The sequence below is a fragment of the Gammaproteobacteria bacterium genome, assembly GCA_034522055.1.
Lineage (GTDB): Bacteria > Pseudomonadota > Gammaproteobacteria > JAABTG01 > JAABTG01 > JAABTG01.
Genome location: JAXHLS010000002.1, coordinates 118515 through 144281 on the forward strand (window position 1 = coordinate 118515; position 25767 = coordinate 144281).

14 protein-coding genes and 4 pseudogenes are annotated in these 25767 nt (G+C 65.5%); 6 read left to right on the forward strand and 12 right to left on the reverse strand.

What is annotated here, in order from left to right; translation table 11 throughout:
- Window positions 1–9: 9 nt before the first annotated feature.
- The 3 genes and pseudogenes from U5S82_00745 to U5S82_00755 all read right to left on the reverse strand — a co-directional run bounded on the left by U5S82_00745 (window position 10) and on the right by U5S82_00755 (window position 2185).
- On the reverse strand, window positions 10–1185 hold the full coding sequence (locus tag U5S82_00745) for an ATP-binding protein (GenBank protein MDZ7750202.1): 1176 nt from the start codon (window positions 1183–1185) through the stop codon (window positions 10–12).
- A gap of 49 nt (window positions 1186–1234) precedes the next feature.
- Window positions 1235–1537 (reverse strand): annotated as a pseudogene (locus tag U5S82_00750) (hypothetical protein).
- 105 nt (window positions 1538–1642) lie between these two features.
- The gene (locus tag U5S82_00755) at window positions 1643–2185 is read right to left on the reverse strand and encodes a DUF1640 domain-containing protein (protein ID MDZ7750203.1); all 543 of its coding nucleotides are present in this window, start codon (window positions 2183–2185) and stop codon (window positions 1643–1645) included.
- 61 nt (window positions 2186–2246) lie between these two features.
- Here U5S82_00755 and U5S82_00760 point away from each other — a divergent pair.
- From U5S82_00760 to U5S82_00785, 6 genes and pseudogenes are all read left to right on the forward strand, one after another.
- Window positions 2247–2489, forward strand: a pseudogene (locus tag U5S82_00760) (MBL fold metallo-hydrolase).
- A gap of 452 nt (window positions 2490–2941) precedes the next feature.
- Window positions 2942–4012 carry a hypothetical protein gene (locus U5S82_00765; protein ID MDZ7750204.1) on the forward strand — a complete coding sequence of 357 codons (1071 nt, stop codon included), beginning with the start codon at window positions 2942–2944 and terminating at the stop codon, window positions 4010–4012.
- Window positions 4009–5835 carry a hypothetical protein gene (locus U5S82_00770; GenBank protein MDZ7750205.1) on the forward strand — a complete coding sequence of 609 codons (1827 nt, stop codon included), beginning with the start codon at window positions 4009–4011 and terminating at the stop codon, window positions 5833–5835. The genes U5S82_00765 and U5S82_00770 overlap by 4 nt, the downstream gene beginning before the upstream one ends.
- Before the next feature lie 705 nt (window positions 5836–6540).
- Window positions 6541–13281: a filamentous hemagglutinin N-terminal domain-containing protein gene (locus U5S82_00775; protein ID MDZ7750206.1), complete on the forward strand. Its 6741-nt coding sequence runs from the start codon at window positions 6541–6543 to the stop codon at window positions 13279–13281.
- 292 nt (window positions 13282–13573) lie between these two features.
- On the forward strand, window positions 13574–14941 hold the full coding sequence (locus U5S82_00780) for a FecR domain-containing protein (protein ID MDZ7750207.1): 1368 nt from the start codon (window positions 13574–13576) through the stop codon (window positions 14939–14941).
- Window positions 14938–16518 carry a ShlB/FhaC/HecB family hemolysin secretion/activation protein gene (locus U5S82_00785; protein MDZ7750208.1) on the forward strand — a complete coding sequence of 527 codons (1581 nt, stop codon included), beginning with the start codon at window positions 14938–14940 and terminating at the stop codon, window positions 16516–16518. Before U5S82_00780 ends, U5S82_00785 begins: the two co-directional genes overlap by 4 nt.
- A gap of 152 nt (window positions 16519–16670) precedes the next feature.
- On the opposite strand, the gene U5S82_00790 is transcribed toward U5S82_00785, so the two are convergent.
- The 9 genes and pseudogenes from U5S82_00790 to U5S82_00830 form a co-directional block, all read right to left on the reverse strand.
- Window positions 16671–17039, reverse strand: coding sequence for a DUF1640 domain-containing protein (locus U5S82_00790; protein ID MDZ7750209.1), 369 nt, complete (start codon window positions 17037–17039; stop codon window positions 16671–16673).
- Window positions 17040–17115: 76 nt separating this feature from the next.
- Window positions 17116–17349 (reverse strand): annotated as a pseudogene (locus U5S82_00795) (type II toxin-antitoxin system VapC family toxin).
- The gene (locus tag U5S82_00800) at window positions 17339–17566 is read right to left on the reverse strand and encodes a type II toxin-antitoxin system Phd/YefM family antitoxin (GenBank protein ID MDZ7750210.1); all 228 of its coding nucleotides are present in this window, start codon (window positions 17564–17566) and stop codon (window positions 17339–17341) included. The pseudogene U5S82_00795 and the gene U5S82_00800 overlap by 11 nt, the downstream one beginning before the upstream one ends.
- Before the next feature lie 120 nt (window positions 17567–17686).
- Window positions 17687–17986: pseudogene (locus tag U5S82_00805) on the reverse strand (group II intron maturase-specific domain-containing protein).
- A gap of 75 nt (window positions 17987–18061) precedes the next feature.
- Window positions 18062–19315, reverse strand: a complete 1254-nt coding sequence (locus U5S82_00810; protein MDZ7750211.1) for an ISL3 family transposase — start codon at window positions 19313–19315, stop codon at window positions 18062–18064.
- A gap of 115 nt (window positions 19316–19430) precedes the next feature.
- Window positions 19431–20417 (reverse strand): group II intron reverse transcriptase/maturase, encoded by a 987-nt coding sequence (gene ltrA, locus U5S82_00815; GenBank protein MDZ7750212.1) that lies wholly within the window; start codon window positions 20415–20417, stop codon window positions 19431–19433.
- A 691-nt stretch (window positions 20418–21108) separates the two neighbouring features.
- The gene (locus U5S82_00820) at window positions 21109–21726 is read right to left on the reverse strand and encodes a DUF1640 domain-containing protein (protein ID MDZ7750213.1); all 618 of its coding nucleotides are present in this window, start codon (window positions 21724–21726) and stop codon (window positions 21109–21111) included.
- Window positions 21727–21788: 62 nt separating this feature from the next.
- Window positions 21789–22361: a Uma2 family endonuclease gene (locus tag U5S82_00825; protein MDZ7750214.1), complete on the reverse strand. Its 573-nt coding sequence runs from the start codon at window positions 22359–22361 to the stop codon at window positions 21789–21791.
- 77 nt (window positions 22362–22438) lie between these two features.
- The gene (locus tag U5S82_00830; protein MDZ7750215.1) at window positions 22439–25684 is read right to left on the reverse strand and encodes a DEAD/DEAH box helicase; all 3246 of its coding nucleotides are present in this window, start codon (window positions 25682–25684) and stop codon (window positions 22439–22441) included.
- Window positions 25685–25767 lie beyond the last annotated feature (83 nt).

Consider the following 25767-nt stretch of genomic DNA (forward strand, 5'->3'; position numbering starts at 1 on the left):
GAGCCGACCCTAACCCGTCTTTAAAAGAGTCTGCGCCATCTCCAGCACGCCTATGGCCTGTACATCTTCCGTTACCGGATAGCGCTCCTCGCCGGCATAAACCACAAAGCTCTTGTCCGGCTGAATGTCCTCGCAGGCCTGGTAAAATCCTCTGCCCGGCTTGGCCGAGAGCGCCCGTTTGATCTCGATCGCCCAGCGGCCGGCCCGACCGGGCAACTCCAGCACCAGGTCGATTTCCGCACCGGCCGAGGTCCGGTAGAAGCTGGCCTGGGTCCGCTCCGGCGCGACCGCAAGCAGGTTTTCGATCACAAACCCTTCCCAGCTCGTCCCGACCACAGGATGGCCGGCCAGCTCATTGTAATCCTCAATCCCGAGCAGCGCGTGCACGAGACCACTATCCCGCACATAGACCTTCGGCGACTTCACCAGGCGCTTGCCGATATTCGCATGCAAGGGCGGCAGCCGCCGCACCAGCAACAGGTCCACCAGCAGGTCGATGTACTTGGTCACCGTCGGCGCGGTCAGGGACAACCCCGAGGCCAGCCGCGAAGCGTTCACCAGCGTGCCCTGTCCGTGTGCAAGCATCGTCCACAGACGCTCCAGCGTTTCAGCCGGGATGCGCGGGCCGAACTGCGGCACGTCCCGCTCCAGATAAGTCCGGATAAAGCTCCGGCGCAACTTGAGGCTGTCCGGGTCGTTCTTCGCCAGAAAACTGTCCGGGAACCCGCCCCGAATCCAGAGCCGGTCGAGCGCGCCCTCCCCTCCTCCGGCTTCGGTAACATCGAGGGGCTGCATATCAACATATTCAATGCGGCCGGCCAGGCTCTCACCGGACTGGCGCAGTAGGTCGGTGGAGGCCGATCCCAGGATCAGAAACCGCCCCGTCCGTTTGCCTTTTCGGCGGCCCTGGTCGATCACGCCCCGCAAGGTCTGGAACAGTTCCGGCACGCGGTGGATCTCATCGAGCACCACCAGCCGGTCCTCGTATTGCTTCAAAAACAACCCGGGGCTGGAAAGCTTCTCCCGATCGTCACTGTCCTCCAGATCGAGGTACAGCGCGTCCCGCTCTTCAGCAATGTCCTGGGCCAGCGTGGTCTTGCCAACTTGGCGCGGGCCAATCAGCGCCACCGCCGCCTGGCGGTCCAGTGCTTCCGTCACATGCTGTCGTATGCGTCGCTCTATCATCCTTGCATTTTGTAATTCCATCTTTCAATTCGCAAGGATATTTATCCTCGTAGTTGACCACCCTGCCCCCGGCGGCCATGCCGCTGGCGGCGATGACCACAGCGGGGCGGCCGGTCTCGGCCAGGGTGCGACCGACGCTGAAGGCCGGGATGATCACCGTGCCACCGTTCTCCAAGGCCCGTTCGACGGCCTCGCGCAGGCGCCGCTGGCGCTCGTGGCGGCGTTCGTGGTTGCGATCGCCGTAGGTGGATTCCAGCACCAGGCAGTCGGCGTGGTGCGGCGCGCGCGGGGCGCGAAGCAGCGGGGTGTTGCCGGGGCCGAGATCGCCGGAGAAGACCACGCGCCGCTTTTTGGGTTTGTATCCAGCGTCGCAACGGCTTGGTAGGTTAAGTGGGGTATCGCCCAGGGGGCTGGGCTCCTACCTATCGGCCAGGGGGCTGGCCTCCTACGTAGGCGCTCATCGTCCGGCGATGGCGAACAGGGCGGCGATGAGGACCACGGTCTGGCCCGCCAGCAGGCTCACCACCCAGCGCACAATGGAGGCCCTGGACTCGGCTATGCCGGTGCGCACCTGCTCGATCTCCAGGCGCAGCCGGCCCTCGGTTTCGCCGATCTCCCTGCGCACTTGCTCGATCTCAAGGCGCAGCCGGCCTTCGACCTCGGCGATCTCCTGGCGCACCTGCTCGATCTCCAGGCGCAGCCGGCCTTCGACCTCGGCGATCTCCTGGCGCACCTGCTCGATCTCCAGGCGCAGCCGGCCTTCGACCTCGGCGATCTCCTTCCGCAGGCGGCCCTCCGCCTCGACGATCTCCTTGCGGGTGATCTCTATCTCTTTCTGCAGGCGGAGTTCTGTCTCGCTGAGCGCGGTACGGGTGGCCAGATCCTTGACCTCCGGATAGCGCTCCTCCATGCGCTCGAAGGCCTCGGCGATGATCCGCGCCCGGGTCTTGTCGTCCGGGGCCGAGGTGAGGGCTTCGTAGAGCTGAATGGGCGAGGTCATGGAATAAACGATAGCAACACCCTTGACGGGCGGCAACGGAGTTTTAGTGTCCCGAATGACCCTTGCGGCAAGGTTTCGCGGCCCCATCTACTGCACCGAGGCCTCGGCCGTGCTGCTGCCCCTGGTGCTCGAAGATGCCCTCAAGGTGGGCTTCACTCGCGACAGGTCGTTGATCGAGCGCTTTCTCCACCGCATCCAGGGCCAGATGGTCGCCCTGCCCTACAAGCAGTGGCGGGCGGTGGGGGATGGCCTCGACATCAAGCTGCATCCCGCCGGCCATATCCTCGGCTCGGCCTATGTGGAGGTGCGGATTCAGGCCGGAGCCAAGCGCGAGTTGCAACGGCGGCTGCGGCGCGAGGTGCCCGAGGCAGATGTGATAGTGGCCGGTGCGGCAGGCAACCCCGATGGCTGGACGGATGGGCGCGGATAGGGAGGCATCGGCCAGGGGGCCGGCCTCCTACGGCGCATAACCTGTAGGAGACGAGCCCTCTCGGCGATTTGGCCTGAAGAACCATCGATTCGCCGCTGAACCAACCCCCCTCGGCCAGGGGGATGGCCTCATCGCTATCGCCCAGGGGGCTGGGCTCCTACATCACACAGCTACAACCGGGGGGCATCGGCCAGGGGGCTGGCCTCCTACGGATTAGCGGCCAGAGGGGTGGGCTCCTACGCCATGGGCCCCGCCCTGAAACGGCGCTTTCCGGGCGAAAATGGTATTTTCAGATCCCAGGCACAACCTTTACTGGACGTAAACCCATGAATGCTGGATTTTTCCCCCGGTCCGACCCGGAAGCCGTGGACCCGGAAGCCGAAACCGGCCCGAAAGCCCAGGCCCAGATCAAAGAGCTGTTGCGTCTCGCAGACGAGCCCTGGGTCTATATCGATGAAATGCAGGCCCACGGCGCGGTGATGGCGGGCTGCGAGCGCTTCATGGACCGGCTGCTCGCCTTCTACCGCGCCTGGGGCGACGCCACGGTGGCGGTGGACCTGCCCCCCAAACAGGTGTTCCGGCAGGCGGGGGTACGCGGCGACTTCCGGGTGATGCCCTGCGTGCTGGGGGACGATGGTCTCAAGATCGTCAAGGTCATCGGCACCAACGAGGAGGAGCGGCAGGTCCGGGACAAGATCTGCGTCGGAAAATCCCTGCTCGTCGATCCCTACGACAACCATGTCTATGCGGTCCTGGACGTGTGCGCCCTGTCGTCCTTCCGCACCGCGGCGGTGAGCGTACTGGCCCTGCGCCTGTGCGGCGCCGGCGGCGACCCCGTGGGGCTGGTGGGCATGGGCCGGATCGGCTTCTACACCGCCTGCATCCTCCACCGCTGGCTGGGCGTGGACCGCATCCTGGCCGCCGATCCGGACCCCCGCCGGCGGGCGGACTTCAGCGCCCTGTGTGCCCACTACCTGCCCGCTTTGGCGGTGGAGATGCTGCCCCTGGCGGCGGTGACCGCCGCCAGCAACGCCCTGTTCCTTGCCACCACGTCTGAGGAACCCCTGGTGGGGGCAGACAACGGTGCCCACCTGGGGTTCGTCGCCAGCGTCGGCGCCGACGCGGACAACCTGAGCGAGGTGGACGCCACCCTGCTGGGCAGCCACCGGGTGGTGGCGGATTCCCGGGACTCCATGCGCCTGGGGGACATGCGGCGCTGGGCCGATGCGGGCCTGCTGAAGCCTGGCGCGGTGGCCGAACTGCGGGATCTGGCGGCTGCCGGACCGCCGACGGCGCCCCAGTGGCTGTTCATCTCCACCGGCATCGCGGTGCAGGACGCCCTGGTGAACCGCTTCGTTTACGAGGCATGCGCCGCCCCCAGGGGGGAGCGGGCATGACCCCGGGAAGTGGCCGCGCCCCGGAGAGGCCCCGGCGCCAGACCACCCTGGTGCTCACCCTGCCCCTGTGGCAGCCGGACGCAGCGGCCCTGGAGCGCCTGGACCGGCGGCTGGAGACGGTGCTGGAGATCCCGGTGCCCGAGCCGCCCGCCCCGGCGGCCGGCGCCATTCGTGGTGGCGGGGACGAGGACCGCGCGGCGGGGCTCGCCTGGCGCTGCCAGCTGCTGCTGCGCGCCTTCATGCAGACGGCCGCGGTGCCCCTGTTCCGGCCGGGGCGGCTCCTGGAGTTGGCCCGCGCCCCGGACGGCGGCTGGTCGGCGGCGGTGGAAGTGGACAGCATCGACCACATCCCGGCCGAGGTCTATCGGATGACGGCCTCGGCCGCGGTTCATGTGGCACGGGTTCTGGCCGCCGAAGAACTCGCGCGGGAGCAGGTGGAGGACCTGCACCGGGTGCTGGATCGGGAACTGTTCCGGCCCCTCGGACAACGGGTGAGTTCCGGCCAGTCCACCCTGCCCGTGCTGCGGGCCGCCGCGGAACAGGGCATCCCTTTCATCCACCTGGACGGCGGTGTCTACCAGCTTGGCTGGGGCAGCCGCGCCCGGCGTATGGACCGCGGCTCCTGCGACGGCGACAGCGCCATGGGCAACAAGCTCGCCCAGAACAAGCTGTGGTCCGCCAACCTGCTGCGCTCGGCGGGCTTGCCGGCGCCCCGTCACGGGGCGGCGGAAACGGAGCGCGAGGCCCGCGCCCTGGCCCGCACCATCGGCTGGCCGGTGGTGGTGAAGCCCGTGGACCGTGATCGGGGCGAGGCGGTAAGGGTGGGGATCCGCGACGAGGGGACCCTCGCCGAGGCCTTCCGGGCGGCCCACCAGGCCTCCCCATCGGGGCAGGTGCTGGTGGAGCGTCAGGCACCGGGGATCTGTTACCGTCTGCTGGTGGCCGAGGGGCGCCTGCTCTATGCCACCGCCCGCTGGCCGATATCCATCCAGGGCGACGGCCGCACCCCCGTGGGCGAACTCATCGAGGTCGCCAACCGGGCCCAGGCACAGCGCCCGCCCTGGCTGCGCGAGGAGCGGTTTCCGGCGGATGCCGCGGCCATCGAGGCGATGCGCGCCGCAGGCTACCCGCTGGACTCTGTGCCCCCGGCCGGCACATGGGTGCCCCTGCGCCCCATCGAGACCACCCGCGACGGGGGCCGCTTCGAGGACGTCACCGAGAGGGTCCACCCGGATAACGCGGACCTGGCGATTCGCGCCGCGCGCCTGTTCGGGCTCGCCATGGCCGGTGTGGACCTCATTACCGACGACATCGAAGGCCCCTGGCACGCGAGCGGCGCCATCGTCAGCGAGGTGAACTTCTCGCCCCTGTTCGGCGTCACGGCGATCTCACAACGCCACTTGCCCGCCTTCTTCGCCCACCTCCTGGAAGGAGACGGCCGCATCCCGGTGGAGGCCGTGTTAGGGCACGAGGCGGCGTGGGGTTGGGCGCAACGACGCCAGCGGAAGTACGCCGAAGCGGGGAAAAGGTGCTTCGCCACCAGCCACGATTTGACTTTGGACGCCCGGGGGGCCCCCCTGCCCTTTCCCTTCGATGGGCTCTATCGGCGCTGCCGGGCCCTGCTCCTGGACCCGCGGGTGGACACCCTGGTGCTCGTGGTCCAGGACGACGAGCTGGCCGACACCGGCCTGCCGGTGGACGTCATCAGCCGGCTCGAGATGGCCGCGGGGGGTGACGGCGAGGACCTGCGCCGCACGCGGGCGCTGCTGCAGGCGAAGGGTGCCATGGGGCCGGACCCGGCTCGAACCTACAGCCCGACCTAGAGCCACACCACCACCGCCTCTTCCTACGGCACGGCTGTAGGTCGGTTGCTCTCGGCAACCGACATCCGCGCCCGCAAACCGCCGCATTTCGTCGGCTGCCAAGAGCAGCCGAACTACGCCTCTGTCCTTCTCCCCCGGGAAATGGGAAAGGGGAAATGGGAAAGGGGAAATGGGAAAGGGGGAATGGGAAAGGGGGAAAGATTACCACCCGTGCGTCCGCTCTGCTGACGCCGAAACGCTGAATCCGCTGCGCCTTTTCGAACTGCCACTCCTCCCTGACCTTCTCCCTTTTCGCGTCACTCGCGTCTTTCGCGGTTACGCTTTTTGTAGGTCGGGATTCATCCCGACATTAAACCCAACCGCACGCACCACGGGCCGGGGTGGAACCCGCCGGCGTTGGGTGTCGGACTGAAGTCCGACCTACAGCCCGACCTACAGCCTCCCATCGGCCAGGGGCTGGCCTCCTACGGATTATCGGCCAGGGGCTGGCCTCCTACGGGCCTACGGGGTGTTGGGCTGGCGGCTGTTGGGGTTTGTACCTCACCCAAAGGGAGAGGGGGAGTTCGTGCTTAGCGAGTTTCACGTTCAAGGAGATTTTTTTTGTTGCTCGGCCTAAGATTGGCGTAGCGTCAATCGTCCGTAATAGGATTACAGCAAGGGGGGGGATCCATGAGTTCTCGGCACAGTCTGGGGTTGGGGTTCATTGTGGGCGTTCTGACCGCCTGCCCGGCCATGGCCAATCCTCTGGATCCCCATGTGATACATGGGAGCGCGAGCTTTGCGCGCCAGGGCGGGGCGCTCACCGTCACCAACAGTCCTGGCGCGATCATCAATTGGCAGGGCTTTTCCATTGCCCGGGGCGAGTTAACCCGCTTCCTCCAGCAGCATGCAGACAGTGCGGTGCTGAACCGGGTCACCGGTTCGGACCCATCGCGGATCCTCGGGCAGTTGCATTCCAATGGTCGGGTGTTCCTGGTGAATCCTCACGGCATCGTGTTCGGCCCCGACGCGGTGGTGGACACGGCAGGACTGGTGGCCTCGACGCTCAATATCTCGGATGAGGACTTCCTCGCCGGGAAACTGGCGTTTCAGGGCGACGACCCGGGGGCCATCGAGAACGCAGGGCTCATCCGGGCACGCGGTGGGGACGTGTACCTGATTGCCCCCGAGATCCGGAACAGCGGCGCCGTAGTTGCCGAAGGGGGGAACATCCTGCTGGCGGCGGGCCGCAGGGTGACCATCACGGACCTGGGCGCCGGCGGGGTGTACTTCGAGGTGCAGGCGCCGGAGGACCGGGTGGTGAACCTGGGGGAGCTGCTGGCCAGGGGGGGTGCGGTGCGCGCCTTCGCGGGGAGCCTGGAGCACGCGGGGGACATCCGCGCAGACAGCCTCTCGGTGGATGAGACGGGCGTCGTGGTGCTGGAGGCGCGGGGCAATGTGGAGTTGCTGGCGGCCTCCACGGTGAGTGCCTCGGGTCCGGCGGGGGGCGCGGTGCGCGTCGAGAGCACGGGTGGTGACGCGGTGGTGGCGGGCCGGGTGGCGGCCACGGGTTCGGAGGGGGCCGGCGGGGATGTCCGGCTGCTGGGTAAGCGCGTGGGGCTCTTCGGGTCGGCCCAGGTGGATGCCTCGGGTGCCGCGGGGGGTGGCGAGGTGCGGGTGGGCGGCGGCTTCCAGGGCAAGGACCCGGCGGTGGCCAATGCCGCGCAGACGGTGCTGGGTCCGGACGCGGTCGTGAAGGCCGATGCCACGGTCTCGGGCGACGGCGGGCGGGTCATCCTGTGGGCCGACGGCTCGACCCGGGCCTCCGGGGCCATCAGCGCCAGGGGAGGCCCCGGTGGTGGAGACGGGGGCTTCGTGGAGGTCTCGGGCAAGGCGGGGCTGGCGTTCAGCGGGCAGATCTCCACCGCGGCGCCCCTCGGCGAGGTGGGCACGGTGCTGTTCGACCCCACGGACATCGTGGTCTCCGATGCAGACGGCGCGGACGGGGCGGGCGGCGGCGACGGCGACAGCGACGGCGCCATCTCGTTCGACGACACGCCCGAGGTCGAACCCTGGAACGTCACCCCAGACCAGTTGGTGGCGGTGGGCGGCGACATCATCCTGCAGGCCGATAACGACATCACCTTCGCCAGCGCACTCGATTTGGGCGGGAACGCCCTCCTCGCCCGCGCCGGAAACAATATTACCGTGGCTACGGGGGCAGGCATCGCTGCCGCCTCAATCGCCTTCTCTGCCAATGACCCCGGGGGTACCCCAACCGGAAGTGGCGGGATCAACGTCAGAGCGCCCCTCGACACCTCCGGGGTGGTCGGCGGCCCGATCAACCTCTCCACCAATGATGGAACGGGTATCGTCGACCTGGACCATGACGCCGGCTCGGGTGCCGTGATCCACACCGACGGCGGCGATGTCTTCCTGGGCAACCGCGTGGTCCTTAACCAAAACACCCTAATCGACACGGAGTTGGGAGACGACGGCCCTTCCGGCTTGATCGACTTGAGCGCCGGCCCCGTGTCATCGAACGGGGGCAATCACTCTCTCGTCCTGTCGACCCGGGTGGCCGGTCCCCACGATACCGGAGAGGTGCGCCTCGGGCGATTCGACGACGTCGCCGGGGGCAGTTTCGTGAATGTTCTCGACGTGGACACGTCCACCGGCGCCAGCGGTAATACGCCGGGACGACTGTTCTTACACGATGACATCTTTCTCGATCACGATGGCAGCACCCCCGCTCATTTCACGTTCCGAAACGGCGCCGGAACGGGATCGGCGGTGGTGGTGGCAGGGAATGACGTGACCATCGATACCGAACAGGGAAACAACATTGGTGAGGATGCGGGGGACGTCGATTTCCAGTTCGCCGATGTATACGGCGATATCCCCGGCCGCAGCCTGAGTGTCGACACGGCACATCTAAACGCTGCGGTGGGGGACTTCTCGGTGAATACGGTCGGCAACGGGGACGGCGCCGGCGCCTACCTTGAGAGCCTGACCTACATCGGTAACGGCACAGAGGGTGCGATGCGAGTCTTCGGCGGACAGATCCTTACGGACGGCGGCACGGTGAGTCTCAACGGGAACGTCTTCGCCCCCACCGACCTGCTGATCGATACCGAGCAGGGGAACGATGGCGACGCCGGCGCCATCGCCTTGGTCCCGTTGCAGGGAGACCAGGTATCGGCCGAGACCGCGGGATTGAGCCTGACCCTGGACTCCTCCACCACCGCCCCCGAGGGGGTGGCGGGGGACATCTCCCTCGGTGAGGTCAATGGCGCCGGCGGCGCCTTTTTTGGAAGCCTGACCCTCTCCGCCGGCAACCCCGACGGTACTCCCGCCCAGCAGGGTGAGGTGACCCTGAACCGGGACATCGCCCTGGACAGTGAGAGCGGTGCCGCCTTCTCCGTCTCCGGCGGCGCCGGCGGCCGCTTGACCGGTCCCGTGGTTATCGACACCGATGACGGCAATGACGGCCCGGCGGCCACCGTGGACCTGTCCCCGGTCAATGTCTACGCGGCCCTTACCGCCCTTTCCTCCAGTCTGGTGATCCGCGCGGAATCCGGGGCCGGCGACAGCCTCGTGTCCCTGGGGCTGGTCGACAATAACGGCGGTGAAGCGACCGCTACCCATCTCGATGATCTGACGGTCAGCGGGGCCGCGGTGATCCTCAACGACGACGTGACGGTGTTCGACGATATCGATTTCAGCACCAGCGCCGTGACGGTGGACGAGGTGATCGTCGCATTGAACGGGGACGACGCCACCTTTGGCAGCCTGCGGGTCGTGTCAGGCTCCCTGGGGGGCACCGCCGATTTTGTCGTTTCCGGGGCCTTCGATTGGGCAGGCGGTGACATCGCGGAGGGGTCGGGTGGTGAAACCCTGACCACCCAGGGCAGTGTCAATTTGACTACGGGCCTCAAGACCCTCGCGCGCGATTGGGTGAGCGAAGGCGCCGTGGTGTGGTCCGGCGGCGGCCTGGAACTCGGCGCCCCGGGGAGCCTTAGGACCATAAACCTGAACGACTCCTTCGAGATCCAGGGGGACCTCTCTCTGACGGACGGTGCCCTCGGCGGCAGTGGGATCATCGTTGGTTCCGAGGGCAGTCTGCGCAAGACCTCCGGCGCCGGCACGGCCAGCATCGCCCCCGTGGTGGAGAACCTTGGCACGGTGGGCGTGGACAGCGGAACGCTGGCGCTGTGGCCCGGCTTTTCCAACAGTGGCGGCGTGGAGGTGGAGGCAGGGGCCAGTCTCGCGGTCTCGGACGGCGAGGTGTTCGGCGGCATGTCCAACAGCGGCACGGTCATTGGCGGGGGCACCCTGGCGGTGAGCACCCTCGACACGGCGGGCGGCACATTCATCCCGGTGGATGGGCTGGCCACTCAGGGCGTGGGGGTACTGACCATCGACGGTGATGTGAACTGGGGCGACGGGAACCAGTTGGACATCGACCTGGCGGGCAGTGGCGGGATCCCCGGTGTGGACAACGACCAGTTGGCGATCACCGGGGTGCTCAACGCGACGGGCAGCGCCCAGGATCTGGGAACCCTGGATCTGAACGCCGCTGGAGGCTTCGTCGCGGCGCTGGGGGACACCTTCGACGTAATGACCTGTGGGAGCGGCTGCGACGTTGAATTTGCGACGGTGAACCAGCCGGCGGATTTCACCGTGGACCTCTCGCAGGGGCCTTCGCTGGTCCAGTTGAATGTGGCTTCCGAGGGGGAAGGATGCACCGGGGGCTCCATCTGCTGGACGGGTGATGGCGAGGATGGTTTGTGGACGACGGCGGAGAACTGGAGTCTGCTGACGTTGCCGGATGCCGCGGACGAGGTCTTCATCGACCTGGGCGGGGGCACCTCGGTGGTGGTGGACAATGGGAGTCACACCATCTCGAGCGTGTTCTCGGCCGAGGATCTGCTGTTCTCCGGAGGGTCGCTGACGATTTCCGGTGCGGCGGAGTTTACGGGGCCGGTGACGGTGAATGGCGGAACGCTCGAACTCAACGGGTCGTCGACGGCGGTGGACGTGGATCTGCTGGCCGGGAGCCTGCAGGGCTCGGGTGAACTCGCGACGTCGGGAACGGTGAGGTGGCTGGGGGGCTCGCTCGACACCACCCTGGCCAATGCCGGGACACTGCTGCTCAACGGCTCGGGCAGCCTGGAGGGCACTGGGCGGCTGCGCAATCTGGCTTCGGGTTTGGTGGAGAAGACGCTGGGGGGGCCCGTGATCGTATCGGTCCCGGTGGACAACGAAGGGGGCACGTGGAGCGACTTGGACGCGGATGCGGGAGACGACATCTTCCTCGCCGGCGGCGGTGCGCACTCGGGGGCGTTCCAGGTCACGGCGGGCAATGTGGTACTCACGGGGGGGGTGCACGCCTTTGCCGATGGGGCCGATGTCGGGGGTGCAGGCACATCGGGTGTGGACGGCGCCACGGTACAGGTGGACGGTGGCACCGTGACCTTTGCCAACGGCTTGACGCTCTCGTCCGGTCTGTTGCAGGGCACGGGCACGGTGGTGGGCAACGTGGACAACCCGGGGGGTACGGTCTCTCCGGGCTTGTCGACGGGGATCCTGGCCATCGAGGGCAACTATGATCAGGGCCCCGGAGGACGGTTGCTGCTGGAGGTGGCGGGCGTGGAACCGGGCACCACCGGGCATGACCAGTTGCAGGTCTCGGGGACGGCGAGCCTGGGGGGCACCCTGGAGCTGCAGCTGGACCCGGGCTTCGACCCAACAGGCCGCACCTTCGAACTGGTGACCTATGGGAACGTTGGGGGCTCGTTTAGCGATGTATTGAACCAGCCGGCGGACTTTGATCTATTGGGGCTCAGCGGAGGCGGGGTGATTGCACTGGAGCAGGTATCGGACTGCCCGGTGGCGACGTTGTGCTGGGACGGTGGAGGTGACGGCAGCACTTGGACGGACGGTGCCAACTGGACCGGGGACGCGGTGCCCGGGGATGCGGACCGGGTGCTGGTGTCGGCGGGGGTAACGGTGTCGCTGGCCGGTTCTGGCCCGCTGGTGCTGGACAGCCTGCAAGTGGATGACGACTTCGAGATCAGCAATGCCTCCCTGACAGTGGCCAACGACGCCGCGTTCCTGTCAAGCCTGTCGGTGCTGACCGGCGGTGTGCTCATCCTCGACGGTCCGACGTCGGTGGGGGCGCTGCGTCTGGCCGGTGGTGCGGTCCAGGGTGATGGAGACGTGACGGTTGCCGGTCTCACGCGGCTCGCCGGGGGAACCCTCGGCGGCGGCGGTGGGCGGCTGCTGGCCGAGGGGGGGCTGAACCTCACCGGCTCGATGCTGCTCAACCGAGCCGTGGTACACCGGGGCACGGGTTTCTGGAGTGACGGTGGGCAGCTTGGTGGCAGCGGTACGCTGCGCAACGAGGGCACTATCAACGCGGCCTATGCCTCGGGCAACACGGCGGTGTTTGGGCCGGAGACCGGGTTCGACAACACGGGCACCTTCATCAAGACGGGCGCGGGCCAGGTCGGGGTGAACGGCACCCTGCGCAACGCGGGTACCATCGATCTGCGTGCGGGGGGCTTGTCCGCCGCCGGCACCGGCAGCCTCGTCCAGACGGGCACTTTCCGGGTAGCCGCGGGCACGCAGCTTGCGCTGGGGGCCTCGACCACATTTGCCGAGGGCGCGCGCATTCTTAATGCAGGCGAGGTCGTCTTCGACGGGGGTAATGTGGTGTTCGACGGCGCGATCGTGATGTTCGGCGGGGGACGGCTGATTAACCTTGACGGGGTCATCACCCTCAGTGGCGGTACCCTCGGGGGCACGGGGACCATTGCCGCGGAGCTGCGCAACACCGGAGGCATTGTGAGTCCGGGGGCTTCGCCGGGGACATTGACGGTGGAAGGAGACTACGTCCAGGGTCCTGACGGCACGCTGAGCATGGAGTTAGCGGGCACGCAACAGGGCATCGACCACGACTTTCTGGACGTGACAGGGGACGTGGCCCTGGGGGGCCTCCTGCTGGTGACGACCCTGGATGGGTTTGCGCCGGCCTCAGGGAGTGAGTTCGAACTCATCGGCGCGGGGGGCGCGCTGTCGGGTGATTTTGCCACGCTGGTGGCGCCGGCGGGTTTCGAGATGACGGGTACACCGTTGGCGGCGATGCCGGCCCAATACCTGGTGACGCTCTTTCCAGGGGCCAGTGGCGGTAGTCCGGAAGGTGAGACTGAGACGACGTCGGACACGGCTTCGGAGACCGCCTCGGAGATTGTGTCGCTCGACCAGCAGCGATTCGCCGGGGCGCTGCCGGGCGACGAGTTGGCGGGCGACGACGGCCTCGACACGGGTGACGATATACTGGACTGGGCCTACGGCGAGGAAGGGGACGATGAGGACGGGCAGCGAGAGCGCATCGAAACCACCGTCGGTGAGGGCGACCACAAGGGCACCAAGACCAAACGCAAGGTGCCAGAGTGCAGCTGAGCTCGAATGCCCTTGAAGGGGATTGAAATCAACGAAAGATTCAAAACGATTTCAATTGGCTAAGGAAATAAGCTATAAAGCGAGTTAAAACCTGGCGCTGATAACTCTCATGGCGATACGCGCCACCCGAAATGATAAAAGAGGATCGCGTATCGCCATGTTCGTTCCCTCACCCCATCCCTTTCCCAGAGGGAGAGGGGGAGATGGTGTTTCGCGACTTTCACGTTAATCGAGACGGGGACCCAACGTTGGAGAAGCAGATTATATGGCTCACATGAGGCGGAGGGGGACCGTGCGGCTGGCGTCTTTGGCGTTTGTGGTATTGACCGGGCTCACCTCCGGCCTCGCCGAGGCGCGAGTGGGCGAGGTGTTGTTCGTGCGTGGCCCCGTCACAGCCCAGGGCGAGGCGGAGGCCTTTCCCCGCTTCCTGGGGCGAGGGGACGAGGTAAAACGGGGAGACGTCATTACCACCAGCAATAACGGTTACGTGGCCGTCCGTTTCATCGATGATGGCAAGGTTACGCTGCGACCTGGCACGGCCTTCAAGGTGGAGGAGTACGTCCACGACCTTGAAGGCAACGAAAGCAGCGCCCTGTTGCGCCTGTTCAAGGGCGGCCTCAGAACCCTCACGGGTCTTATTGGCAAGTCCCGGCCCGAGTCCTACCGCTTGCGTACGCCCGTGGCAACCATCGGGATTCGTGGCACCCGCTATGATGCGCGCCTGTGCGAAGCCGGCGAGTGCCAAACGGCGGAATCGGCGGCAGACGCAGGCCGCGTGGCCTTTCTCAGTGGCCAGGTATTCGCCGTGCGGAGCGGGCGGCGCGAGGCGTTGGGGCGACGCGCCCGACTCTATGAAGGGGACGTGGTGGAAACCAGTTCAGACAGCGTGGCAGTGCTGGTATTCCGGGATGACACCCGGGTAACGCTGCAAAGCGAGTCCCGTTTCGTGGTGGAACAGTATCAGTATCGCGAGCAGGAGCCCGAGAAGAGCAGCCTGCTGTTCCGCTTCGTGCGCGGTGGCCTGCGCGTACTGACCGGTCTGGTGGCCCGCGACAACCGGGAACGGTTCCGGGTGGCCACCCCGGTGGCGACCATAGGCATCCGCGGCACGGGCTTTGACGGAATCTGCAAAGGCAAGTGCTTCACCTCTGAGGGAGAACCCGCAGGACAGTCAGATACGGAGGACGGTATGTTTTTTGATGTCTGGGAAGGGGGCATCGTCCTCGATCAGAACGGAAAGAAATCCGAGGTCAAGGAGGGCGAAACGTTCTTCGCCAAGTCCGTTTTCACGCCTCCCATCCAGGTCCCGGGCCTGCCCAAGGACCTCCAGCAGAAACAGGGCCCGCGGCCGGACAAGCCGGAGTTCGGACGCAAGCAGGTCTTCGGCAAGGACAACGGGGAAACCGGCGACAAGGCGCCCTCGAAGAAAAAGGACAAGGAGGCCGAGCTTTTCGTCAAGGTGGACGAAGGGGCAGTCACCTTGGAGACTGAGGATGGACAACTGGAAGTAAGCGCCGGTGAGGCTGCCCATGCAGCCCCCGGCGCACCGCCCCAGACGATTCCGCAAGACCAGCTACCGGTCGATTTCATGCAGAACGTTCCTCTGCCTGACGCCGACCCGAATGCCCGGAAGAACATGGAGCCGTGTCAGATCCGATGAGCCGCCAATTCCACCGCGCCATGGCCCTCGCCCTGTCTGTCGGTGCGGCCCTGGCATCTCCCCAGGGGTTCGCCGAGGACGCCCCGCCGCCGCTGTCCTTCTCCGTGGAGCGTTACCAGGTGGAGGGAGACAACCCCCTCGAGCCGGCCGTCACCGAAGGCATTCTCACCCCTTACACGGGGATCCATGAGGGTCTGGCCGGTATCGATGCGGCATCCCAGGCCCTGGAGGTCGAACTGCAACGGCGTGGTTACGCCTTCCATCGCGTCATCGTCCCGCCGCAACGGGCCGAGGGCGGTGTTTTTACCCTCCGAGTGCTCGCGTTCAAGCTTCGCGACGTTCAGGTGGCCGGAAACCGGTTTTTCGGTGACGACAACATCCTTGCCAGTATGCCTGCCCTGGTTCCCGGCAAAGTTCCGGACAACCTGGCGATCTCTCGATCCGCCGACTTGGCAAACCAGCACCCGTCGAAACGCGTGGGGGTATTCCTGAAGGAAAGCGATACCCCGGGTTTCATCGACGCCCGCATCGAGACGAGGGACGTCCGTCCCTGGCAGATCTTCGCCTCGTTGTCGAATACAGGCTCTGAAGAGACTGGCCACAATCGTCTCGCGGTGGGATACCAGCACAGCAACCTGTTTGACAGGGACCATGCCCTGACCTTGAGCTACACGACCTCTCCGGGCCACGCGGGGGAAGTGAAACAGCGAGGTGTCCACTACCGCATCCCGATATACGAGCAGCATTTGGCGCTCAGCCTGTTCTATACGGACTCCGAAGTGGACCAGGGTCGGATCGGCCAGTTCTTCGACGTGAGTGGCAGCGGCCGTTTCAAGGGAGCGGACCTTGAATATACCCTGAACCCCCAGAGTAATTATCGGCACAAGGTGCGGGCGCAGATTCAGGACAAGCTGTTCGAGGACGACTCGCTGCTCACGTTTCAGGGAGTACCGTTAACCATCGGCAGTGATGTGCGCACCCGGCCGGTTTCCTTGAGCTACATCGGGCGCTGGGACGGCGCCCCCTGGAACGGCGGATTCGATGTCGGCTATCACCGCAATCTGCAAAGCGGCAATCACAACGACGACCGGGATTACCAGGCGGTGACGAACGGTTTCGGGCATTCCAGTTGGGATGCACTGCGCGTCACTGCCGATATCGAGCGTCAACTGCCCAGCGATTGGCTGTTCCGCGGGCGTTTGGCGGCCCAGTATGCAAACGAGACCCTCGTCTCCGGGGAGCAGTTCGGTCTAGGGGGCGCGACCAACGTGCGCGGGTTCGAGGAACGGGAGATCTCCGGGGACAACGGCGTGCGCGTGAATCTCGAAGCCTGGGCGCCGGAGCTGAGCAGCAACCTCGAGGGCCTGCTATTCCTGGACCACGGCTGGCTGGAACGGGAGCGTACCGTCGCGGGGGTTAAAGGCACCGAGAGTGTCTCCAGCGCGGGCGTCGGCTTGCGCTGGCACTGGAAAACTCGTCTCACCCTCGCTGTGGACGCCGCCAAGGTCTTAAACGGTGCGCAGGAAACCGACCGCTATGATGGACGGTTGCACTTCAACCTGTTCGCCCGTTTCTGACCCCCTGTTCAGTTGGTCCAGATCCTGCCACGCCCTCGCCGGCTGGTGACCGGTGTTCGCTGGAAGGACCGTCTTGTCAGGGATGAATTCAAGCGACCGGCCATGGCTCGCGCAAACGCTCGTTTAGGGCCGGCGGCGGGGGGCAACGGCGCTCATCGCCCGGCGATGGCGAACAGGGCGGCGATGAGGACCACGGTCTGGCCCGCCAGCAGGCTCACCACCCAGCGCACAATGGAGGCCCTGGACTCGGCTATGCCGGTGCGCACTTGCTCGATCTCCAGGCGCAGCCGGCCTTCTATCTCGGCGATCTCCTTGCGAGTGATCTCTATCTCTTTGCGAGTGATCTCTATCTCTTTCTGCAGGCGGAGTTCTGTCTCGCTCAGCGCGGTACGGGTGGCCAGATCCTTGACCTCCGGATAGCGTTCCTCCATGCGCTCGAAGGCCTCGGCGATGATCCGCGCCCGGGTCTTGTCGTCCGGGGCCGAGGTGAGGGCTTCGTAGAGCTGAATAGGCGAGGTCATGGAATGAACGATAGCAACACCCTTGACGGGCGGCAACGGAGTTTTAGTGTCCCGAATGCCCCTTGGTGAGGTGACCACTGGAGACGTCATCCTGAAAGGTGGCGTAGATGACCGCCTCCAGGGTGGCGTCCAGCTCGCTCATGCGCCGGCGCCGGGCCAACAGGGAGCGCATCTCGGTGCGGGTCAGGCTGCTGATCACCCCGACATCCAGGGCCTGGACGAAACGAACGAAGTCCTCGGAACCCGCTTCGTTGAGATACCACTTGGCCAGGGCGCTGGTATCCAGATAGATGGGGCCCTCAACGCTCATCGCGCTCTTTGCGGACCAGGTCCGCGGACGAGGTGGCGAGCCGTGGCATACGGCTGCGCAGATCCTCATAGTCCGGCCGGGTCTTGCGGGGCGCCACCGCAACCACCCGGGCGATGGCCCGACCCTGCCGGGTCACGATGACTTCGCCCGCCTCCTCGACCACACGGGCCAGGCGCCCGAGGCAGGCCCGCATTTCCCGGATACTGAACTCACGCATGTTGTTCTTCTTCCGGCTTGTGTCACTTGTGCAGATAGGGGTCGGGAAGGAGTGACCCTCCCCGCCCTCCGAACCGTGCATGCGGTTCTCCCGCACACGGCTCTCCAGTCGGTGGTTACCTCATCGGGATTGGCTCGCCAACGTCCGGGCTTCGGTCATGGTGAAAAGCCCAGCCGCAGCGAAGAACGCGTTCGGCCAGCGGAGATGGTCGGACTGACAATGACCCGCTCCCGGGCGCTTCTGCTGCTTGCGCAACAGCGCCCGTAATCGACGTCGGACAAAACCGTCCACGCGAGGAAAGGTCCACGGGTGCGCGTGCTGGAAATACACGAACCAGCCACGCAGCATCGGGTTCAGGTCGGCCACAATCCGCGCCAGCGAATCCCCACGACTGCGCCGGGTTTTGGCCCGGACCCGGTCGTAAAGGGCCTTGCGGCTCTTCTTGCGTACCCACCGCCGTCCCGCTTCAAACCGGTACCCGAGAAACTCGCCTCGTCAGAAAAATTCGTGGGCGGTTTCCGGGACAGGTAATGCTCCAAGCGCATGATATAAAGCGATTTCTGCCGCATGATAAGTCCTGAAGCCATATGCTTTTCTGGTGGTCAGTTTCGCTTTGTTATTGAAACCTTCGACAATGCCGCTCGAAAACTGCTTTTTTGCCCGGAACCAGTTCAGCAGCAGGGGCCGATGGTTTCTCAGCATGCGGGCCACCTTCTTCATCGGCTCAATCTTGGAACGCATCGTTTTCGTACACCACTTATCCAGGAACTCACCGGCCCAATAGGGCGACTGATACGACCAGAAGAGCTGAAACTCCTCTTTGAGCAGATAGCTTCTGACCGACTTCAAATTGTACTGCAGCAGATCCGCCAGTTTGGTCTCCTGTTTCTCCGTCAGATTCTCCGGACGCTTGAGCAGCAGCCAGCGGGTCTTCGTCAGTACCGGATCGTAGCCTCTTTTCTTCAGCTCCTTGGCCTCCCCGGCCCGCACCTCATCGATCGCTTTACTCAAGTGCGCCATGATGTGGAACCGGTCCAGGATGTGGAGTGCACCTCCCGCCTTCTTGGCGATCACCCTCAGGTAGGGCTTCCACATATCGCTGCAGATATAGCGCAAATCGGCGGTTCGTTCCTTGCCAAGCCACCGGAAGAATCCCAACAAAGTTTTGACCTTCCGTTTCTTGCCGATCCACAGCAACCGTTTACAGCCAACGTCGATCTGGTAAACCAGCGTGAGGTACTTGTGGCCCCTCTGCCATTGGATCTCATCGATACCAATAGCTTTAATGCCCGACAGGTCTCTATGTTCCCGGCCCCAGGTGACAGCCATCTCGACCGAGCAGAACACATGGTCCCAACTGGTGCGAAAGGCTTCAGCGACTTCCTTCCAGCTCAGGCGTTTGGCCCAGCTCGCCAGAAACCAGGCATAGGCCTCGGTCAGGCGATGTTTGCCTTCGGCCCAAGGCATCCGCTCCACCACGATGCCACAGCTTGGACAGTCGACGCGGCGTGGCGCATAGAGAAAAAACACCTTAATACCCCACACCGGAATAAACTCAAATCTTCGAACCGGCAATGTGTCGTAACCCGGCCTGCGCCGGCCGCACCTCGAGCACTCCGGCCGCCCATTACCGCGAGGGTGGAGTTCGGCCTCGATTGTCGGCACCTCCGTGCCATCTACCCAACGGATGGCGCCGTACACAAAAGATTTGAATTTCTGGACTCGATTAAGGATAGTCTTGACTTGCATCCTCGCTCCTTTTTTCTGATTGACGGTTGGTCGTACTTCCATCATCTCAGAGTTAGGGAGCAGGATGCGCTTCCCCTAATAAAATCTAAATTTGCATCCCTGGAGTGCTAGTTATCTACGTTTTTACCCACAAATTTTCCTGAAGAGCCAGAAACTCAAAGCCTTCCCCGGGCTGCCGGCAATCCCCCACACGGGTCTTCTCCGGGTGCAGTTGCAGACCATTGGCCTCCACCCAGTGCCGCAACTCCTGCAGCGCCTCCTGGGCTTCGTCCGGACTGGCACACAGGATCACGAGGTCGTCAGCATACCGAACCATCCGATAGCCGCGCTGGGTCATGTGTACATCCAGCCCGTGCAGGTACAGATTCGCGAGTAACGGACTGATCACCGCCCCTTGGGGCGAGCCCCGGGTCGGCGTCCAGCGCGCTATCTCCGCCGCCACGTCCTGGCGCAACCAGGCGCGCAGCAGGTCGAGGATCCGACCATCGCTGATCCGGTCCTCGACCCGGGCCATCAACGCTTCGTGCGGGATGGTGTCGAAGTACTGGGCCAGGTCGGCATCCACCACATGGGTGTAGCCCTCCCGAACCAGCCCATCCACTTCCCGCAGCGCATCCTTGCACCCGCGACCCGGGCGAAACCCGTAACTCATCGGCAAAAACTGGTGCTCGAAAATCGGCTCGAGCACCCGCTTCATCGCCGCCTGCACAATCCGGTCCTTCACCGTCGGAATGCCCAGGGGACGCGTCCCTGTCCCCTTCGGAATCTCCACCCGACGCACCGCATCCGGTCGGTACCGTCCAATTCCCAGCGCCTCTCCCAACTCCGCCAGATACCGCTCGGCATGGGCCTCAAAACGCTGCACACTCTGGCCATCCACCCCCGCTGAACCCCGGTTGGCCCGCACATCCTGCCACGCCCGTTCCAGGGTCTGGGGGCGATGCACCTTGTCGATCAGACTGAACCACTTCGTCCCTTGGACGCCGTTACCCAGCGCCGCCAACATGCGCTCCGTCCAGATCGTGCGGTCCACCCACGGCCATTCCACCGGGTTGGACGAGTCTGGCTTAGCCTCTTGCGAGACACTCTCGACCCTTTGCATACGCGCTCACCTCCTCCAGACTTCACCCATCCACCTTCCTGCCTCCCTTCCCTCGGCGCGATTTCTGTTCTTCGCGCTTTCCCGGCACCACCCACGGTTTTAGGCGGAGGACGCCCTCCAGCTCTTGGGTCCGCGTTTCCGCAGCACCTCGCCATGACCGCAGCAGAACCGTTCAGTACTACGAAGGCTCTGACTCCTGCCCACCGTCACCACGGCGGTCAGGTCTCCCCGCTTCTCTCGCATTTCCTTCCCAGCGTTCCGTCTCCAACCACGGAGGGGACCCGAATGTCGCTTTCCACGCCAATCCCAGCGCATCCGATGATTTTCAGGCTTCACCTTCTCCTAGCGGGCTCGCCGTCCCGTACCGCCGAATCGAGTTCGTCATCCTACGGACCGCCAGTTCGCCTCCGGTTGCTCTCCACCCCGCCTCGCGACGACGCAGTTACCTTCGACTACGGGGCCTTGGCTTACCCCGACACGGACTCTCACCGTGCAGAAAATGCGCCTCCACGGACGCACTGGGAGCCGAGCCCTCTCGGCGATTCATCTTGTCAATCGCACCCCACCGACCAATCGGCCAGGGGGCTGGCCTCCTACAACCTACATCCTACAACCGGGGGCATTGGCCAGGGGGCTGGGCTCCTACCTATCGCCCAGGGGGCTGGGCTCCTACGTCTTACTGCGCAGGCGCTCATCGCCCGGCGATGGCGAACAGGGCGGCGATGAGGACCACGGTCTGGCCCGCCAGCAGGCTCACCACCCAGCGCACAATGGAGGCCTTGGACTCGGCGATGTCGGTGCGCAGGCGGCCTTCCACTCCGGCGATCTCCTTGCGCACCTGCTCTATCTCCAGGCGCAGCCGGCCTTCCACTCCGGCAATCTCCTTGCGCACCTGCTCGATCTCCAGGCGCAGCCGGCCTTCTACCTCGGCGATCTCCTGGCGCACCTGCTCGATCTCCAGGCGCAGCCGGCCCTCCGTCTCGCCGATCTCCTTGCGCACCTGCTCGATCTCCAGGCGCAGCCGGCCTTCTACCTCAGCGATCTCCTTGCGCACCTGCTCGATCTCCAGGCGCAGCCGACCTTCTACCTCGGCGATCTCCTTGCGAGTGATCTCTATCTCTTTGCGAGTGATCTCTATCTCTTTCTGCAGGCGGAGTTCTGTCTCGCTCAGCGCGGTGCGGGTGGCCAAGTCCTTGACCTCCGGATAGCGCTCCTCCATGCGCTCGAAGGCCTCGGCGATGATCCGCGCCCGGGTCTTGTCGTCCGGGGCCGAGGAAAGGGCTTCGTAGAGCTGAATAGGCGAGGTCATGGGAGGAACGATAGCAACACCCCTGGCAGGCGGCAACGGGAGTCTACTGCGGTCACCACGGCTTACCCTCCGGCATCAAGTTCCACATCGGTGTAGATGGCCTCCACCGCCAGGGGCTCGTCCACGCAGTCGAGGGCGATGTCCCCCTGGCTGAAATACTCGGCGCGCCAGCCGTTGCGCCGGCGGTAGACGGTGACGTGGCGCTCGTCCTGGGCCACCAGCAGATACTCCCGGAGGCTCGGCAGGGTCTGGTAGGCCAACAGCTTTTCCCGCCGGTCGATGCGCTCGGTGGTCTCGGAGAGCACCTCCACGATGAGGCAGGGACGAGCACGATAATAACGCTCCCGGTCGTCGGCATCGCAGGTCAGAAGCAGGTCGGGGTAATAGAACAGGGTCTGGTCGCCGATCTCCAGGCGCACCTTCATGTCCGAGGTGAAGAGCTGGCAGTGGCCGCGACGGGCGGCCGGGGTCAGGGCGAAGGCCAGGGCGTTGACGATCAGGCCGTGGCGGTCGCTGGCGCCGACCATGGCGTAGACCTCGCCGTCGATATACTCGTGACGGATCTCGCTGGCGCGCTCCCCCTCCAGGTACTCGGGGACGGTAAGGGCTGTTGTGCGGCTGGGCAACGGCGGCATCATGGTGCGACCTCCTGGGGGCGACCTCCTCGGGCGTTGCCCTACAGTCTACCGATGTTCCAACGGAAACCGAAGATTCAGTCCCCCGCCAGCAGGGACTCGATGGTCTCGGCGTCGATGGGCAGCTCCCGGGCCTTCTTGCCCCGGCCGTAGATGTTGTCGGCCAGTTTCCGTTTCTTGTCCTGGAGGGCGAGGATCCGCTCCTCCACCGTGGCCTCGGTGATGAGCTTGTAGACGAATACCGGCTTGTGCTGGCCGATGCGGTGGGCGCGGTCGGTGGCCTGGGTCTCCACCGCCGGGTTCCACCACGGGTCGTAGTGAACCACGGTGTCGGCCTCGGTGAGGTTGAGGCCGACGCCGCCGGCCTTGAGGCTGATGAGGAACAGGTTCACCGCGCCGCTGCGGAAGGTCTCGATGGCTTCCTCGCGTTTGCGGGTCTGGCCGGTGAGCTTGGCGTAGGGGATGTCCCGCCCCTGCAGCTCCTTCTCGATCAGCCCCAGCATGGTGGTGAACTGGGAGAACAGCAGGATGCGCCGCCCCTCATCGAGCATCTCCGGCAGCAGTTCCATCAGCATCTCCAGCTTGGCCGAACCGGCGTCCTTGGTCCCTTTGCCCCCCGCCGGCAACAGGCGGGGGTCGCAGCACACCTGGCGCAGCTTGAGCAGGGCATCGAGGATGGTGATATGGCTGCGTGCCAGCCCCTTGTTGGCGATGGCATCCCGAACCCGCTTCTCCATGGTCAGGCGGATGCTCTCGTAGAGGGCCGCCTGTCTGCCCTCGAGGGGCACCGTGCGCAGCAGCTCGGTCTTTGCGGGCAACTCGCCCGCCACTAAGCCCTTGGTGCGCCGCAGCATGAAGGGGGCGATGCGACGGGTCAGGCGCTCGAGCTTGTCGCCATCCCCCTGCTTCTCGATGGGGGTGCGGTAGCGGTGCGCGAAACCCTGTTGATCACCCAGAAAACCGGGCAGCAGGAAATCGAACTGGGCCCACAGCTCCCCCAAGTGGTTCTCCATGGGGGTGCCGGTGAGGCACAGGCGGTGGTCGGCCTTCATCGCCCGCACCAACTGGGCCGCCTGGGACTTGGGGTTCTTGATCTGCTGGGCCTCGTCGAGGATGAGATAATGCCAGTGCCACTCCAACAGCACCTCCCGGTCCCGGGGCAGCAGCGGGTAGGTGGTGAGCACCAGGTCATGGTCGCCGATGGTATCGAAGTAGCGGTCCCGTCCCGGCCCCTGGAGCACCAGCACCTCGAGTTCGGGCGTGAACTGCGCCGCCTCGCGCCGCCAGTTGCCCATCAGGCTGGTGGGGGCGACGATAAGGGCCGGCCGATCCATGCGCCCGGCGCGCTTCTCCACCGCCAGATGGGCCAGGGTCTGCACCGTCTTGCCCAGCCCCATGTCGTCGGCGAGGATCCCCGCCAGTTGGTACTCGCGCAGAAACTGCAGCCAGTCGAGCCCGCGCTGCTGGTAGGGGCGCAGCACGCCGTGGAAGGTGGTGGGTGGCTCGACGGGCTTGATGCCGTCGAAGTCGCGCAGCCGCTCGGCCATCTTCTGGAGGTCCTGGCCGCCACGCACGCGAGTCTCTCCCAACTCGAGCAGGCGCGGGGCGTCGAGACGCGACAGCCGCAGGCCCTCGCCATCGCCCTGGTCGCGATCGAAGAGATCCACGATGGTCTGCAGCACCGGCTCGAGGCGCTCGCCCGGCACGGCGACATAGTGGCCGCCGCCGGCGTCCAGATAAAGGGTCTGGGGCAGCGTCCCGGGCCGATAATCCCCCAGAAGCTCGCTCACGAGGGGCAGCAGGGGCAGCCGCTTGCCGTCCACCTCCAGGTCGAAGCGCAGGCTGAACCAGTCGTTATCCGACGACTCCACCTCGGCGTCGATGACCTCGGCGTGGTCCAGTGTGAGGACATTGCGGGCCACTTGCAGGACGATCCATCCATCTTGCTCGAGTCCGGGCACGACGGCCTCGAGAAAGCGGAACCACACCCCCATGGCGACAGGATGCTCGGGCCGTTCGCCGCGCAGGGCGAAGCGCCCGGCCCGCGCCGCTCCCATCACCTGCCCGCTGTCGAGCAGCCTCTCGCCCGCGGCGGCCTCGGCTGCCGGGTCGCGGTGGATGCGTTGCAGTCGCCCTTCCTGCTCCCGGGTGATCAGCGCCGCCGGCTCGCCGGCCTCGACCTCATGGTCGCCATAACGGAAGGAAAGGGTCATGGCGTCGTCCCATGGCCGTTCCGGATCGAGGTGCAGGGCGAGCCGTGGTGTGGGGGGGCCGTGGATCTCGTCCACGGCGACGGGCGTGGGGGTGGGTAGTTCGGGAAGCTCCAGTGCCAGTCGACGGCTGATACGCTCGGCTTCGGACTTGTTCACGTCCGGCGCCTGGGCCAGCAGGACAAGCCTCTCGGCATCGACCCCCTGTGGCAACTGCAACTCACCCACCGTCGGTCGCCCGGGGTCGATATAGCAGGGAGGATCCACGACCACCATCTCCCCCTCGCCCTCCATCTTGAGCCCCAGGCGGTAGCCGTCCCGCAGTTCCTCCCAGGCCAGGGTCAGCTGGCGCGGCTCGCCGGGGCACAGGGGCCGCTGCCGCTCGGCGTCCCAGAACGCGCGGCCGCTCTTGGCCATCAACATCAGGGCCGCGTGACCCGCGGCACCGCGCAAGACGACCGTATCACTCCAGATAACGGGTTCGGTCGCCCGCAGCAGGGCCATGATCTCCGTATCCTCCGGGCACATATATCGGGGCCCCGAATATTGGTGCCTCGAACTGAAGTGGGGGGCCACGATCGATTGTGGCGCCTTACGCCCCTTGCTCCACCGGCCGTCTGCCTTGCGCTTGGCCACGACGAAGCCCACCACCGTCCCCCCTTCCCGGGCGGTGGAGAGGATGTATAGCAGCGCCTCACCCGATGGCTCGTCCTGCGGGGCACGCCCGTCACCCAAGCGGTCCAGCCAGCGCTCGAACGCCCCTGAAGTGTCGTAATCGCTCCACCTCTCGTCTTTCCAGGCCAGACAGACCGCCACCACATGCTTGCAGTTGTATTCCACGGGGCAGGTGCAGGCGCCGTCGATGATGGGGCCGCGCGGATCCGAGTTGAGGATGACCACCTGGTCATAGAAGTGGCCGCCACTGCCGCGGCTGGTGGAGTACAGGATGAAGCCGCCCTCCTCGTCCACCTCGATATCCTCGATGACGGTGCGACCCTGGCGGAAATAGCCGAGGCCACGCTCATAGGCACCGGCGCCGCATTCATCCTTGAGCAGTTGGGCAGTAATGGCCTCCGGGGTAATGGGCGGATTGCGGGACACCAGAATACTCATCTGCGGAAACGGCCAAGGATCCTACCCCGGGGTGCTCGCCGTGGGCAAAAGGCGGCTTCGGCCCTATGACCGGCCACCCTCCA

Coding starts and splice junctions, on each gene's coding strand:
- U5S82_00745 (MDZ7750202.1), bottom strand. CDS start 1,185: ATGATAGAGCGACGCATACGACAGCATGTGACGGAAGCACTGGACCGC.
- U5S82_00755 (MDZ7750203.1), bottom strand. CDS start 2,185: ATGACCTCGCCCATTCAGCTCTACGAAGCCCTCACCTCGGCCCCGGAC.
- U5S82_00765 (MDZ7750204.1), top strand. CDS start 2,942: ATGAATGCTGGATTTTTCCCCCGGTCCGACCCGGAAGCCGTGGACCCG.
- U5S82_00770 (MDZ7750205.1), top strand. CDS start 4,009: ATGACCCCGGGAAGTGGCCGCGCCCCGGAGAGGCCCCGGCGCCAGACC.
- U5S82_00785 (MDZ7750208.1), top strand. CDS start 14,938: ATGAGCCGCCAATTCCACCGCGCCATGGCCCTCGCCCTGTCTGTCGGT.
- U5S82_00790 (MDZ7750209.1), bottom strand. CDS start 17,039: ATGACCTCGCCTATTCAGCTCTACGAAGCCCTCACCTCGGCCCCGGAC.
- U5S82_00800 (MDZ7750210.1), bottom strand. CDS start 17,566: ATGCGTGAGTTCAGTATCCGGGAAATGCGGGCCTGCCTCGGGCGCCTG.
- U5S82_00810 (MDZ7750211.1), bottom strand. CDS start 19,315: ATGCAAGTCAAGACTATCCTTAATCGAGTCCAGAAATTCAAATCTTTT.
- ltrA (MDZ7750212.1), bottom strand. CDS start 20,417: ATGCAAAGGGTCGAGAGTGTCTCGCAAGAGGCTAAGCCAGACTCGTCC.
- U5S82_00820 (MDZ7750213.1), bottom strand. CDS start 21,726: ATGACCTCGCCTATTCAGCTCTACGAAGCCCTTTCCTCGGCCCCGGAC.
- U5S82_00825 (MDZ7750214.1), bottom strand. CDS start 22,361: ATGCCGCCGTTGCCCAGCCGCACAACAGCCCTTACCGTCCCCGAGTAC.
- U5S82_00830 (MDZ7750215.1), bottom strand. CDS start 25,684: ATGAGTATTCTGGTGTCCCGCAATCCGCCCATTACCCCGGAGGCCATT.